Genomic DNA, 14,175 nt, shown 5'->3' with positions numbered 1-14,175 from the left:
CCTATGAATAAGGGCTTGTATCTGCTTTTTCTTTATTGCCAAGTCGCATAATAGACGACTCAGCAATAAAGCAATCTTAAGCACAATGCTTAAAAGCAGATACTGGATATAATCTAAGCGTCAGCTTTTGGCTTAACAACTTTAGGGGCACGCGGAGCAAGCTTCTCGCGGATACGTGCTGATTTACCAGAGCGCTCACGTAAGTAGTATAGTTTCGCACGGCGAACTGCGCCACGGCGTTTCACTTCGATGCTCTCAATGATTGGTGAATGCAATTGGAATGCACGTTCAACACCAACACCGCTTGAGATTTTACGTACGGTAAACGCTGAGTTTAAACCGCGGTTACGCTTAGCAATTACAACGCCTTCAAAAGCCTGTAAACGCTCACGCTCACCTTCACGTACTTTTACTTGAACCACAACGGTATCGCCGGGTGCAAAGCTTGGGCGCTCAATCAATTGAGCATTTTCGATGACCTGAACCAATGGATGCTTGTTGCTCATGAGAGTTATCTCCTCACATTAGATAATAGAGGCTTGACGCATATCACCTGTTTGTAATAATTAATTATATCTTTTTAATAAGACACAACGTAAGTGGGTTATGACAAACGGCCATTATGCTATGACTCGTTTTATTGTTGCGCAAGATTTTATTACTTAACTGTTTATCTTTATAGCCGCTATCAACGCTGTTTTTTATCTGCTTTTACCAATGCTTTTAGCCACTTTGTTTGCTCTAGCGTTGGGGTAAACGCTTGCCATAAGTCTGGACGACGCGTTTGCGTACGTTCAACTTGCTGACGAAAGCGCCACTCGGCAATATTGGCATGGTGTCCTGAAAGTAACACTTCAGGTACTGCCATACCGGCAAATTCATGTGGCTTAGTATAATGTGGACAATCAAGCAAGCCATCGACGAACGAGTCTTGCTCAGCTGACTTATCATCGCCCATAATATCTGGCAGACGACGTATCACACTATCCATCAGCACCATTGCAGGTAGCTCACCACCGGTCAGCACGTAATCACCCAGTGACACTTCCATATCGACATATTGCGACAGTAAGCGCTCATCAATACCTTCGTAACGACCACATAATATAATCATGCCGTCATACTCAGTCATATCGACCACACTACTTTCACTCAGCGTCTGTCCTTGTGGCGACATATAAATCACCGGACAATGCGCTTTGTCGACACGGCAGCCGTGCTGAGCCGCTCGCAGGCGCGCATCCTCAATCGCTTGGGATAATGGCTCAGCCATCATCACCATGCCAGGACCGCCACCATAGGGACGCTCATCAATACGGCGATAGTTATCACTGGTAAAATCACGCGGGTTAATGCATTCAATCGTTACTTGCTGCTGAGTGACTGCGCGCCCCGTGATTCCAAACTCACGAATCGTGGCAAACATCTCAGGAAAAATACTAATAACGGCAAAATACATCAGATGTCTACTTGCGCAGTGGCTAATATTGGCTAAACAAATCGGTATGACTATGAACAATCTTAAGCGATAAAGTTAAAGCTTATACCACTAAAGCTTGTTTTAATAATTGCATATTAACCATTACTGATTAATAATCACTTATTAATAGTTGCTTATTAATAGTCACTTGGCCATGCCACTAGCACTGTTTTTTCAGTCAGACTGACCTGCACTACAGTTTGCTTGTGCCATGGAATCAGGCGCTCCTCAGCATCCAAGCTGTCTGACGTTGCCGCAACCCGCATGATCGCGTGGGCGCCAGTCTCAAACATCTCAGTAATATCACCTAGATACTCATCCTGCTCGTTAATAACGCGCAGGCTGACCAAATCCGACCAATAGTATTCATCTTCAGCAGGTTCTGGCAAGATGTCTTGCTCGACCCAAAGAGTTACCCCATTCATGGTCTCAGCAACATTGCGATCAGGAATCTGCTCAAACTGAGCCACAATTCCTGTCCCTTGCTCACGCCAAGCCTTTACTGTCAAAGGTTTCATACCGGTAGCGGTTTTCATCCACCAAGGCTTGATATCAAATATCGCCGTACGATTATCTGTTTCACTAAATACCCAAAGCCAGCCTTTGATGCCATAAGGCTTTTTGAGCTGACCAATTTTCATAAGGGCACTAGCGTTTGGAGCAGACGACATAACGGCTAACCTAACAATGATAAAAACAGCGATGATAAACAAAAAAGCCATTAAAAACGATAAACGTCGTCAAAAGCGATAAACAGTTAATGGCGTACCCTGGTTAGACCAGTTACGCTAGGTGTTCTTAAGCCAACTGATGGATGCATAAATGCACTATCAGTGTAGTTACTTAAACTTAAGCAGTGGCTTCAGTTTGAGCAGCAGACTTATTATAAGCTTTTGCTAATGAAGCAACGCGATCAGAAGGTTGTGCACCTTTTGCGACCCACGCATTATACGCTTCCATGTTCAAGCGCACTGCTTCTTCAGAATCTTTAGCGAGTGGGTTAAAAAAGCCGATGTTTTCAATGTAGCGACCGTCACGCGCGCGGCGTTGATCAGCAACAACTACTTGATAAAATGGGCGTTTCTTGGCACCGCCCCGTGCTAAACGAATAACAACCATGTGAATTCTCTCTTTCGCAGGTATACCAAAAAGGGCATAATTATACCACAGTCTTATTTTATTGAAAACATAAACTGTGCTTATTTAATTATTTATTAACAATAGCTTAAATCGTTATCGCTGTAAATAACATTCATAAATCGTACTCATAACTATAGTTAATCTACTTTTAAAGGAGTACAGCACTACTGGGATTAATCATTCGCAGCCTTTGTCTGCATAGGCACAGCAAGTAAGAAAAATTATCCCCAGTAGTACTTTATAACATTTGTACTTCTTTTATTTAGGACTGACTATATAAGTGATGTTCATGTCGTCTGCTCTCATTTTTTTATCTTGAACGGCGTGTCTCATGATAGTGAGTGATGAAAGCTGGCAGCGCTATTACTGGTTTATGCTATTCTAGCAATAGCATCTGTCACTGCCTCATCATCATTTGGATTCCTATGACCACGCCAAACCTACCATTGACTCATAAAAGCTGGTTACCCCGCTCTTACTCTAACAGTCTGCTGACCACTTTGATGGTGGCTTTTATTGTACTCATCAGCGTTGGGGTGTCGATTTTATTTTTTTGGCGCAGTCTGTATTTACCAGAGCTCAAAAGCCATGCGCGCTATTTGACCAGTGAGCTTCGGCTGATTAACAGTGCCAATCGAGACTGGAAGGATAACCCTGAAGTGCGGCAGTGGATTTATCAGCACTCGCATGTGGTGGTGGTCGATAATCCGAGTGACTTTCCAGAAGTTGCCGACAAAGCCTTTGTCAGCGTTTTTACCGATGTGTTGCAGCGCGAAATCGGTGCGCAACTAGGGCGACCAGTTGAGGTATATTTTAAGTTCAAACCGACTCCTCAGCTTTGGGTACAAGACAGTCGCGATAGCAGTTTTTGGATACGCGAGCCAGTGGTTTATTATTCGCAGTACAGCCCAGCTTTACTGATATTGTTTTTGTTTGGGCTACCGATTTTGACACTGTTGACGATTATTTTATTGGCTCGTCAATTAAATCGTCCCCTTCGTTATTTACAGCGGGCAGCCACCAACTATATTCAGTTGGGTCATGCGACAACGCTACCGACGCGTTATGGCCCTACCGAAATTCGCCAAGTAAATATGGCTTTCAACCGTCTGTTTACCACCCTTAATCAAGCGCAAAAAGAGCGCACGATTATGCTAGCAGGCATCTCCCACGATCTGCGCACCCCGCTGACTCGTATGCGTCTAACCGCTGAGATGCTGCCCGATGATTTTTTTCGTGAAGGGTTGATTTACGATATCGAAGATATGGATGCTATCTTGGAGCAATTTATCTCGTTTATGAAAGACGGCTCGGATGAGCCTGTCCGCCTCACCAATTTAGATACCATATTTAATGAGATTATGGTGCAATTTGCGCCGCTAGCGTTTATTTATCAGTCAGAATGCAGCAAGCTTGTGCCCGTACGCCCTATGTCAATTAAGCGCCTGATTATCAATCTGGTGAATAATGCCAAGCGTTATGGTGAGCCGCCTATTTATCTGTCCGCTGTTGTCATGCCAACCTTTGTAGAAAAGGAAGTGATAGAGTACAGCGATGTCGTGACTGAGAACACCGTTAATAAAGAAGCAAAAGAGCAGTTGATTATCTGTGTGCGAGACTGCGGCGGCGGGGTGGCAGAAGACCAACTTGAGCGTGTCATGCAGCCGTTTGAGCGTGGCGAATCAGCGCGTACCACCCAAGGGAGCGGTTTAGGCTTGGCGATTGTTGACCGTATCGCGCGCTTACATCATGGAACAGTTGAGGCTATTAATCATCCAGATGGTGGTTTGCAAGTCTGTATTCGCATCCCTCTCATCTCGGAAGTTGCCGGAGAACAGCCTTTGGATATCAATCCCGATAAAAACCCTGTCATGGATAATATCGCAAATTAATAACGCTAAAAAACAACGACTGGCTATCGTGGTTTGTCTTTAAAGATAAAAAGTGCGACGGTTATAAAACTTATTGCTTGCTACCGATGACAGGTGGAATATATTCAGCGCTGTTGGTAAACGCTAAAGGCTGGATAATCTCATCCTGCGCCGCTTTTAGCGTCTGAGTGGTGCTTGGCTGCTGTAAGAATAAATAATATCCTAGCGTCACAGCATTTAATACAACCAAACCCCCAAATAAATACGGCATCCTTTGCCCTCCTCCGTTAAAGAATAAATGACAGCAATAAATAATTTATTACGCTATTTATAAACAGTTAAAAACAGCGTATTGATAGTCGATTCAATTTAAAAACCTACGATGCTACTCTGTTTTAGAAATACCTTAAGCATCGAAGTCGCGCTCGCTCTTTTCTTGGGTTAATTCATCGGCAGCTAGGATTTGTGTCAGTGGCTTGATAGGCCATATCATCACAAAACGTGCGCCACCAAGATCGCGGCTCTCATCAACTTTCATACGACCATTAAACCAAAAAGCAATACGTGACACGATAGACAAGCCCAAACCGTAGCCACCTGAGGCACGTGTCCTGCTGTCGTCCAAGCGCGAAAATGGGATAAAAACCTTTTCACGATCCGCTTCTGGAATACCGTGACCATCATCTTCAACACTGACAAAGGCATTGCCCTTTTTCACCCCTGCACTGATGATAATTGTAGTCTCTGCATAACGCAAAGCATTACCAGCCAAATTCTGAATCACGCGGTGTAAGTAACGTCTATCTGCTATTGCCTCTACTTTAGCATTTGGCAGCTTGGTGACAATTTTAATAGGCTTGCCTAAAGCATTGGTTTCACGCTCAATTTGTTCAAGCAGCTCTCGAAGATTAACTGGTTCCAAATCTAGTTTGGGCGAGCCTTCTTCAAGTTTGGCATAAGTTAACATCTCATCAATCAAACCATTAAGCGATTCGATATCTTCATCAATAAAATCACGCTGCATAAAACGTGAGTCTTCATCCTCAGTATCTGCCAGCATATCGACCGCAAAGCGAATACGAGCCACTGGCGTGCGCAATTCATGCGATACCGCGCGCGTCAGCTCTCGCTGCGACTCAATCAAACGCTTTATATGAGAGGTCATAGCGTTAAAGGTTGCCGCCAAACGGGCAATTTCGTCTTGACCGATAACCTGTACCTGAATCTCAAGATTGCCTTTACTGACTTCACTGACCCCGACTTGAATCAATTGCAACTTACGCTCGAGTGGGAAAATCAGTGCATATACACCCAAACTGATCAAAAACATACTGATCAAAATCATACTGACGATCAAGTTTAGTGGAAACCAATTAAACAAAGGTACTGGACCGATCAAAATCGCCATATCACTGATTTCAGACGGCACAATCACTTTGATAGATGAGTTACTTTTACTGGTATTGGTATCTTGCAATAAGATAACCACTTCATCACGGCGCAAGCGCGCCATCTGATCAGAATCCAAATCGAGCGCCGTTACCGCTTTAAATGCTAAAGGGAATGAAAACTTTTCTTCTAGCTGTGCCAAACGGGTACGTTTATCAGACAAGGTAATATAATAGGACAAATCATCGAGCAAAAATACGGCGATAGCTCTGACTTGCTGTTCAGTCACTTGTGAGATACGCGCAGTCAAAACACCTTGATTGTCTGGTAGGCGATAATAGACATCGGCAGAGGTCAGTTGACTCACATAGCGCACGACCGTGTTTTCTTTCTCAAAACGGCGCAGCTCACTGGCATTAAAATCCACCTCATCAATGGGCACAATCTTAAATTCTGAACCAAACCAGCTGCTGGCATCAGATAACCAATAATCACGCTGCGTCTCGTTTTCTTGATGAGCCAAGCCCTCGCTCACGATATAAAACGCCCCAGTCGCCATGTCTTCACGATAAGATTGTACGCGCTCTTTATTGATGGTATCCATTAATAGCTGGGCAAACAGTGCCACACACAAGCAGACTATCAAGAGCCCTGCATAAATACGAACAAAAATACTGTGTTTGAGAGAAGAGACTAATGACATACGTGCCGTGACCAACCTAATGAATACGTGTTATGAATAGAAGCATACCTATCATAAATAATATAGGATAATATTTGCTGTGATATAGTCAGTGAAAAGTAATATCGACACATTATATACTGCTGGTATCAATTTTTCTTGCTTGCTGTGCCCATGCAGACAGAGGCTGCAAAAAATTTGTACCAGCAGTACTGTAGCGTTTTTAGAGTATTTTGACTATATGTATTAAATGATGATTAAACTGACATATAAAATTATCGCTTAATTAAACCACATAATGCAGCAATTAAGGTTAAAAACTTAATATTTAAACCCTAAAAAACCAGCTTCACGCTGGTTTTTTATTACATAGGGATGAACAATCAAAACTCATAGCAAAAATAGGTGATTAGTTGCCTTCTTTCACGAATAAATAGCCTTTACTACGTACGGTTTTAATACGTTTTGGATTTTCTGGATCATCACCGATTTTTGGACGAATACGCGAAATACGTACGTCAATAGAGCGGTCTTGACCATCATACTCAATACCACGTAGGCGCTCAAAAATATCTTCACGCGATAAAATACGTCCAGCATTAGAAGCAAGTAGCCATAATAAGTCATATTCAGCACTGGTAAAGTCTACCAACTCATCGCCTAGGTTCACTGAACGACCACCATTATCGATGACCAATTCGCCAAACTCTAAACGCTGCGGCACATCTTCAGAGGGTGCATTTTCTGAGCGGCGTAATAACGCACGAATACGTGCTAATAAAACACGTGGCTGAGCCGGCTTGGCAACATAGTCGTCCGCGCCCATCTCAAGACCCAATACTTGATCCATATCTTCTGTGCGTGCCGTCAGCATTAAGATTGGGTTTTGGTAATGTGGACGTACTTCGCGGCAGACCGTCAAACCATCGCTACCTGGAAGCATAACATCAAGTACGACCAAATCTGGCTGCTCACTGACAATACGACGAATGGCGCGATTACCATCCGTTTCAATCGCCACCTCTAGACCATTCTTAACCAAGTAATCTTGGGTCAACATAGCCAGACGCTCATCATCCTCAACAATCAAAATTCGGGGGGTGTTGTCATCATCATTCGTTGTCATTGTTATATCCTCTAATACATCTCATTTAAAAGTAGTCAAAATAAGAGCAGTAAAATGAATAGCACTACAAAATAGTGCAACTGCTGTTGATATAGCTGTTACAAACTTGGCAGCACAGTATACTATTAAACCTACAGCTTCCTATACTATAGCTTATAGTCGTTAACAAAACCTATAAACTACGACCATTAAAATTTTAGTTTACGTCCAAAAATCATACTATTTATCGCAATCAAAAAGTATCAAATAACTTTTATTTGATACTAACCGTTTTGTTATGTTTAAACCTTTCAACCGTAAGCCAGATCATTAAGTAAAGCAGGTAAAACAGCTTAACCATATAACTTAGCAAACTATTTTTCAACCCTTAATATAACCATATATCACCATTGTTGCTAGTGGCTTTTCGACTAAAAGCTAAAAAGTACTGTTGGTGGATATAAAACCATCAGCCATAAAAAAACAGCCCCTATAGGACTGTTTTTTTATTATTGCTTACAAGAGTAAATAATCACCCTTGCAAAAAAAATTAAGCACGGTTTTTGTACTTACGGATGGTCTGTAGCTGAGCGACAGATTCTGCCAATGATGCCAAAGCTGCATTGGTTTGTACGGTATCAGATTGATTAACCAGCATTTGCTCTGCCTTTTTACGCGCTTCAACGATTTTACTTTCGTCAAGATTGTGTGCACGCATAGCAGTATCAGCAAGTACGGTGACCATTTTTGGCTGTACTTCTAGTACGCCACCTGACACATAAATCACTTCTTCTTCGCCATTTGGCGTTTGGATGCGCATTGCGCCAGGCTTGAGCAAAGTAATAAGCGGGGTGTGACCTGGCAATATACCAATCTCGCCTTCGGTACCACTAGCTATTAACATGCTAATTTCGCCTGAATACAACTCTTCACGAGCACTTACGACGCGACATTGTAACGTTGCCATACTTAATTCCTTACTATCAAAGCGCGATCAAAAAACAGTAAAAACTGCAATGCGTTACTGAGGAGTAGATATAAGATTTATATTATACCTACTCATTAGCCAATACTCATACTACTTACGCTGCAGAAGACTTCATTTTTTCAGCTTTAGCAACGACTTCGTCAATGCCGCCAGCCATGTAGAAGGCTTGCTCTGGTAAGCTGTCATATTCACCAGCGATGATTGCTTTAAAGCTAGCAATGGTATCGCGTAGTGGTACATATTTACCAGGTGCGCCAGTGAAGACTTCGGCGACGTGGAATGGCTGTGACAAGAAGCGCTGGATCTTACGAGCACGATAAACGACTAATTTATCTTCTTCTGATAACTCATCCATCCCCAAAATTGCGATGATGTCTTTAAGCTCTTTATAGCGCTGTAAAACTTCCTGAACACCACGAGCAACGTTGTAATGCTCTTCACCAATAACCAATGGATCAAGCTGACGTGACGTTGAATCTAGTGGATCAACCGCAGGGTAGATACCTTGTGAGGCGATATCACGGCTCAGTACCACAGTTGCATCTAAGTGAGCAAAAGTAGTCGCTGGTGATGGATCCGTTAAATCATCTGCAGGTACATATACTGCTTGTACAGAAGTAATAGAGCCTGATTGCGTAGAAGTAATGCGCTCTTGTAGCTGACCCATCTCTTCAGCGAGTGTTGGCTGATAACCAACCGCTGATGGCATACGACCAAGCAGTGCTGATACTTCAGTACCGGCTAGTGTATAACGGTAAATGTTATCAACGAATAGCAATACGTCACGACCTTTGCCAGTGGCAGGATCTTTGGTATCACGGAAGTATTCAGCCATGGTCAAACCAGACAGTGCAACACGTAAACGGTTACCCGGTGGCTCATTCATCTGACCGTATACCATCGCCACTTTGGACTTACTGAAGTCTTCAGTATTAACAACGCCAGCTTCTTGCATTTCGTGATAGAAGTCATTCCCTTCACGAGTACGTTCACCAACGCCAGCAAATACTGATAAACCTTCGTGTTTAAGCGCGATGTTGTTGATCAATTCCATCATGTTGACGGTCTTACCAACACCAGCACCACCAAACAGACCAACTTTACCACCTTTAGCAAACGGGCAAAGTAAATCGATGACTTTAATACCAGTCTCTAGCAACTCAGTACTGTTTGACTGTTCTGCATAGCTTGGCGCTTCACGGTGAATTGACCAGCGCTCATCTGCTTGTACTGGACCTTCTTCATCGATAGGACGACCAAGAACATCCATGATGCGACCTAGCGTACCAATACCTACTGGCACAGAAATCGGACCACCAGTATTGGTAACCGGTAGGTTGCGCTTTAGTCCTTCAGTAGAACCCATCGCAATAGTACGTACGATGCCATCACCTAGCTGTTGCTGTACTTCTAGGGTGGTTTCAGTACCGTCTACTTGTAAGGCATCATAAATCTGAGGAACTTCGTTACGGTTGAACTCAACGTCAAGAACCGCGCCAATAATCTGTACAATACGACCGCTACTCATTGCGTTCTCCTTGAAATTCTGTATATAGTGGGTTTTATAAAGGGTTTCAATTATGAAACAGCAGCAGCACCGCCAACGATTTCCGAGATTTCTCGGGTAATCGCCGCTTGACGCAGCTTGTTATAAACCAACTGTAAATCGTTAATTAGGTCACCAGCATTATCTGTCGCCGCTTTCATCGCAACCATACGTGAGGACTGCTCAGAGGCAATGTTTTCCATTACCGCTTGATAGACAATCGACTCAATATAACGGCCAAGCAATTCGTCAATCAATGTTTTGATATCAGGCTCGTAGATATAATCCCAGCTCAGTTCTGTTTGAATGCCGCTTTCTTCTTCACCAAAAGCACTCTCTGGTAAAGGTACCAACTGATTAACCGTTGGCTTTTGGGTCATTGCATTGACAAATTTATTATAAACCACATAAATGCGATCTATTTTACCGTTCGTATAATCGTCAAGCATCGCTTGAACCGGTGCGTTTATCTGCTCAAAGGTAGGTTTATCACCATAATCAGTGACGGCTGAGGTGACTTTACCACCAAAGCTTTTAAAAAAGCTGACACCCTTGGCACCAATAACGGCAAATTCAGCCTGTACAGACTGAGCTTGATATTGCTGGATGCTTTTTGTTAATGCTTTGAACAAGTTGATATTCAAACCACCAGCAAGACCACGGTCAGAGGTAATGACGATATAGCCAACTCTATTGACTGGACGGCTTACCATATACGGATGTTTATAATCTGATGAGGCGTGCACCAAATGCGAAATAACCCGGCGCATACTATCAGCATACGGGCGACCCACGCTCATGCGCTCTTGGGCACGGCGCATTTTACTTGCAGCCACCATTTGCATGGCACGAGTAATTTTTTGGGTGCTTTGAATACTGGTGACTTTGGCACGTATTTCTTTTAAGTTTGCCATAATGATTCCAATATAAGAGGGTTAAAAAGCATTGGCGCATGCAACAATATTTTAATATAAAACGGGGTTCTTATTAACAATGTAGCACTGCCAGATTGTAGCATTGCATCATTGTTTTAATGTTTCAATATCTTGTGGCATGACGCAACCATATACCGTGAGTTGTGACTAAAGTGGCGCTGCTGTCTTAATAAAAAGCTTATCAGACAACGCGCCACTCAATAAGCTCTAACACTAAAGCCACAACAAATCTGGCTTAACCCGATAACTTAGTATTTATTAACTTAGTCGTTAGTAAACTTAGTCGTTAGCAAACTAGTAACTGTGATTTTGTTTAAAAGTCTCTAAAGCTGACTTTAAACGACCTGCGATATCATCATTATAGTTCGCAGTATCATCAATCTCTTTCATTAAGTCGGCTTGCTCATCATGCATATAACGTAAGTAAGCTTCTTCAAAAGAACCGATTTTTTCAACAGGAACGTCAGCTAAGAAACCTTCGTTTGACGCATAGATAACAGCGGCTTGCTCAGAGATAGACATTGGCTGATATTGCTTCTGTTTCATCAATTCAGTCACGCGCTCACCATGGTCAAGCTGTTCACGCGTTACGTCATCAAGGTCTGATGCAAACTGTGCAAATGCAGCAAGTTCACGATACTGAGCTAGCGCAGTACGGATACCACCAGAGAGTTTTTTGATAATCTTAGTCTGAGCAGCACCACCAACACGTGATACCGAAATACCAGCGTTCACAGCCGGACGGATACCTGAGTTAAATAGGCTTGATTCTAAGAAAATCTGACCATCAGTGATTGAAATCACGTTGGTTGGTACGAATGCAGAGACGTCACCAGCTTGAGTTTCAATAATCGGTAGTGCGGTTAAAGAACCTGTTTTACCAACTACTTCACCATTGGTGAATTTTTCTACGTACGCGGCGTTTACACGTGATGCACGCTCAAGTAAACGTGAATGTAAATAGAAGACGTCCCCTGGATACGCTTCACGACCTGGCGGACGGCGTAATAGGAGTGAAATCTGACGATAAGCAACAGCTTGCTTTGATAAATCATCAAATACAATCAGAGCATCTTCGCCGCGGTCACGGAAGTATTCGCCCATTGTACAACCTGAGTACGGTGCGATATATTGTAGTGCTGCTGGCTCTGATGCTGACGCTACGACAACGATCGTATATTCAAGGGCACCCGTTTGCTCAAGCTTACGTACCACGTTGGCAATGGTCGAGCGTTTCTGACCGATTGCGACGTATACACACTTAATACCAGATGATTTCTGGGCAATGATCGCATCGATAGCCATCGCGGTTTTACCCGTCTGACGGTCACCAATGATAAGCTCACGCTGACCACGACCAATTGGAATCATAGTATCAACAGATTTATAACCTGTCATGACTGGCTGATCAACTGACTGACGATCGATAACGCCTGGGGCGATTTTTTCGACTTTGTCGGTCATTTTGGCATTAATAGGACCTTTGCCATCAATAGGGTTACCTAAAGCATCAACAACGCGGCCAAGCAACTCAGGACCTACCGGAACTTCAAGGATACGACCAGTACAATAGGCTTTTTGACCTTCTTGTAGTTTTAGGAAGTCACCCAGTACTACTGCGCCAACAGAATCACGCTCTAAGTTAAGCGCCATTCCATAGACTTCACCTTCAAACTCAATCATTTCGCCGTACATGGCATCTTCAAGACCATGAATCTGCACGATACCGTCAGATACTTTGACAATCGTGCCTTCATTCTTTGCAGTTGCACCCGCATCAAGGTCTTGAATGCGCTGCTTAATCAGGTTACTGATTTCCGCTGGATTCAATTGTTGCATTGCCTTGTTTCCTTTAATTTATGATAACCCGCCACTGACGTAAATGCTCTTATATCACGCATGCTTACTTAAGCTACGTTAATGATTGGCATTAGGCCGTTAGCTGTGTTTTTAACTGTTGTAACTTGCCGCGCATCGAATCATCAATGACTTTGTCACCGACTTTGATCGTAACGCCTGCCAAAAGACTGGCATCCACCGATTCATGAATCACCACGCTAGCATTTAGCGACGCAGCAAGACGTGCTTGCAGCATATCACGCTGATCATCGGTTAATGGATAAGCAGAGGTCACATAAGCGTCAAGCTGCTTTAAGCTTACTGCCTTGTGACGGCGATAATGCTCATAAACTTCAGGAAGCAGCGCCAGACGCTCTTGTTCTGATAACTGTTTAACGAAGTTACTAAATGCTACTGATACTTTTGGATAGCTGGCGTTGCTGTCAGGGCGAACCCCTTTATTTGCCTCTAATAACTGCTTAAAAGCAGAATCATTAGCGCTAGCTACTTGCGTATCATAAAGATCGACCAAAGCAGCTGACTTATGCTCAGCAGAAACAGCTGGATTGTCTAGCCAAGTACTGAACGACTTGTCTTTGACAACGGTGGCGGCAACAAATAGGAAGTCTTCCCATTCATTTACTGCCCCGTTTTCATTGGCATAGTCAAACGCGGCTTTAGCGTACGGTCGTGCTAAGGTTGATAAGTCAGCCATTATATCCTCACAATTACAGCTTCGCCGCCAGTTGGTCTAACATACTGGCATGTTTTTGCACATCGACTTTGTCTTGCAAAATCTTTTCTGCACCAAGTACCGCCAATTCAGCAACTTGGGCACGTAATGACTCACGCGCTTGATTGATTTCTTGGTCGATTGCCGCTTGTGCTTGTTGGCGAATGCGCTCGCCTTCCACTTGGGCTTGCGATTTTGCATCTTCAACAAGTTGATTGGCGCTTTTGTTTGCTTGCTCGATCAGAGCAGCAGCTTTAGTCTTTGCAAGATCAAGCTCCTGCTGTACATCTCGCTCCGCGGTCGCCAAATCTGCTTTTGCTTTTTCTGCGGCATTTAAGCCTTCAGCAATTTTACGCTGACGGTCGTTAATTGCGCCGATAAGTGGTGGCCACACGAATTTCATGCAGAACATCACAAAGATTGCAAAAGCAATGGCTTGACCGATGAGGGTAGAATTGATATTCACG

Annotated in this window: 14 protein-coding genes; 1 reads left to right on the top strand and 13 read right to left on the bottom strand. The window is 43.4% G+C overall.

The features are described from left to right. Positions 1-113: 113 nt before the first annotated feature. The 4 genes from rplS to rpsP form a co-directional block, all read right to left on the bottom strand. Positions 114-506, bottom strand: a complete 393-nt coding sequence (gene rplS, locus JMW90_RS07520; RefSeq protein WP_079692808.1) for a 50S ribosomal protein L19 — start codon at positions 504-506, stop codon at positions 114-116. 182 nt (positions 507-688) lie between these two features. Beyond that, complete coding sequence (trmD, locus tag JMW90_RS07515) at positions 689-1,459, bottom strand: tRNA (guanosine(37)-N1)-methyltransferase TrmD (protein ID WP_201562789.1); 771 nt, start codon at positions 1,457-1,459, stop codon at positions 689-691. Between the two features lie 158 nt (positions 1,460-1,617). After that, positions 1,618-2,151, bottom strand: coding sequence for a ribosome maturation factor RimM (gene rimM, locus JMW90_RS07510; protein WP_201562787.1), 534 nt, complete (start codon positions 2,149-2,151; stop codon positions 1,618-1,620). Between the two features lie 178 nt (positions 2,152-2,329). Further along, entirely contained in the window at positions 2,330-2,599 is a 270-nt protein-coding gene (rpsP, locus tag JMW90_RS07505) for a 30S ribosomal protein S16 (protein ID WP_011281274.1), read from the bottom strand. 446 nt (positions 2,600-3,045) lie between these two features. Between rpsP and JMW90_RS07500 the strand changes: the two genes are divergently transcribed. Further along, a complete protein-coding gene (locus tag JMW90_RS07500) occupies positions 3,046-4,512 on the top strand; it encodes an ATP-binding protein (RefSeq protein ID WP_201562785.1) in 1,467 nt (488 codons plus the stop codon). A gap of 70 nt (positions 4,513-4,582) precedes the next feature. On the opposite strand, the gene JMW90_RS07495 is transcribed toward JMW90_RS07500, so the two are convergent. The 9 genes from JMW90_RS07495 to JMW90_RS07455 form a co-directional block, all read right to left on the bottom strand. After that, positions 4,583-4,762 (bottom strand): hypothetical protein, encoded by a 180-nt coding sequence (locus tag JMW90_RS07495; protein ID WP_201562783.1) that lies wholly within the window; start codon positions 4,760-4,762, stop codon positions 4,583-4,585. 135 nt (positions 4,763-4,897) lie between these two features. Next, entirely contained in the window at positions 4,898-6,583 is a 1,686-nt protein-coding gene (locus JMW90_RS07490; RefSeq protein ID WP_201562781.1) for an ATP-binding protein, read from the bottom strand. A 388-nt stretch (positions 6,584-6,971) separates the two neighbouring features. Beyond that, a complete protein-coding gene (locus JMW90_RS07485) occupies positions 6,972-7,688 on the bottom strand; it encodes a response regulator (RefSeq protein WP_011514631.1) in 717 nt (238 codons plus the stop codon). 529 nt (positions 7,689-8,217) lie between these two features. After that, positions 8,218-8,634, bottom strand: coding sequence for a F0F1 ATP synthase subunit epsilon (locus JMW90_RS07480; RefSeq protein WP_201562779.1), 417 nt, complete (start codon positions 8,632-8,634; stop codon positions 8,218-8,220). 115 nt (positions 8,635-8,749) lie between these two features. Then, on the bottom strand, positions 8,750-10,183 hold the full coding sequence (gene atpD, locus JMW90_RS07475) for a F0F1 ATP synthase subunit beta (RefSeq protein WP_201562777.1): 1,434 nt from the start codon (positions 10,181-10,183) through the stop codon (positions 8,750-8,752). Between the two features lie 50 nt (positions 10,184-10,233). Then, positions 10,234-11,115, bottom strand: a complete 882-nt coding sequence (gene atpG, locus JMW90_RS07470) for a F0F1 ATP synthase subunit gamma (protein ID WP_201562774.1) — start codon at positions 11,113-11,115, stop codon at positions 10,234-10,236. A gap of 315 nt (positions 11,116-11,430) precedes the next feature. Beyond that, entirely contained in the window at positions 11,431-12,975 is a 1,545-nt protein-coding gene (gene atpA / locus JMW90_RS07465) for a F0F1 ATP synthase subunit alpha (protein WP_201562772.1), read from the bottom strand. Between the two features lie 91 nt (positions 12,976-13,066). Beyond that, positions 13,067-13,690, bottom strand: coding sequence for a F0F1 ATP synthase subunit delta (locus tag JMW90_RS07460; protein ID WP_201562770.1), 624 nt, complete (start codon positions 13,688-13,690; stop codon positions 13,067-13,069). Between the two features lie 13 nt (positions 13,691-13,703). After that, positions 13,704-14,174 (bottom strand): F0F1 ATP synthase subunit B, encoded by a 471-nt coding sequence (locus tag JMW90_RS07455; RefSeq protein ID WP_011281283.1) that lies wholly within the window; start codon positions 14,172-14,174, stop codon positions 13,704-13,706. Between the last annotated feature and the right edge of the window lies 1 nt (position 14,175).

This window comes from Psychrobacter glacincola, from assembly GCF_904846215.1.
Lineage (GTDB): Bacteria > Pseudomonadota > Gammaproteobacteria > Pseudomonadales > Moraxellaceae > Psychrobacter > Psychrobacter glacincola.
The sequence above is the reverse complement of the archived record's forward strand: the minus strand, read 5'-3'. Positions and strand labels throughout refer to the sequence as shown.

What these genes read in the sequence shown, in the direction of transcription:
- rplS (WP_079692808.1), bottom strand. Translation starts at nt 506, where the DNA reads ATGAGCAACAAGCATCCATTGGTTCAGGTCATCGAAAATGCTCAATTG.
- trmD (WP_201562789.1), bottom strand. Translation starts at nt 1,459, where the DNA reads ATGTATTTTGCCGTTATTAGTATTTTTCCTGAGATGTTTGCCACGATT.
- rimM (WP_201562787.1), bottom strand. Translation starts at nt 2,151, where the DNA reads ATGTCGTCTGCTCCAAACGCTAGTGCCCTTATGAAAATTGGTCAGCTC.
- rpsP (WP_011281274.1), bottom strand. Translation starts at nt 2,599, where the DNA reads ATGGTTGTTATTCGTTTAGCACGGGGCGGTGCCAAGAAACGCCCATTT.
- JMW90_RS07500 (WP_201562785.1), top strand. Translation starts at nt 3,046, where the DNA reads ATGACCACGCCAAACCTACCATTGACTCATAAAAGCTGGTTACCCCGC.
- JMW90_RS07495 (WP_201562783.1), bottom strand. Translation starts at nt 4,762, where the DNA reads ATGCCGTATTTATTTGGGGGTTTGGTTGTATTAAATGCTGTGACGCTA.
- JMW90_RS07490 (WP_201562781.1), bottom strand. Translation starts at nt 6,583, where the DNA reads ATGTCATTAGTCTCTTCTCTCAAACACAGTATTTTTGTTCGTATTTAT.
- JMW90_RS07485 (WP_011514631.1), bottom strand. Translation starts at nt 7,688, where the DNA reads ATGACAACGAATGATGATGACAACACCCCCCGAATTTTGATTGTTGAG.
- JMW90_RS07480 (WP_201562779.1), bottom strand. Translation starts at nt 8,634, where the DNA reads ATGGCAACGTTACAATGTCGCGTCGTAAGTGCTCGTGAAGAGTTGTAT.
- atpD (WP_201562777.1), bottom strand. Translation starts at nt 10,183, where the DNA reads ATGAGTAGCGGTCGTATTGTACAGATTATTGGCGCGGTTCTTGACGTT.
- atpG (WP_201562774.1), bottom strand. Translation starts at nt 11,115, where the DNA reads ATGGCAAACTTAAAAGAAATACGTGCCAAAGTCACCAGTATTCAAAGC.
- atpA (WP_201562772.1), bottom strand. Translation starts at nt 12,975, where the DNA reads ATGCAACAATTGAATCCAGCGGAAATCAGTAACCTGATTAAGCAGCGC.
- JMW90_RS07460 (WP_201562770.1), bottom strand. Translation starts at nt 13,690, where the DNA reads ATGGCTGACTTATCAACCTTAGCACGACCGTACGCTAAAGCCGCGTTT.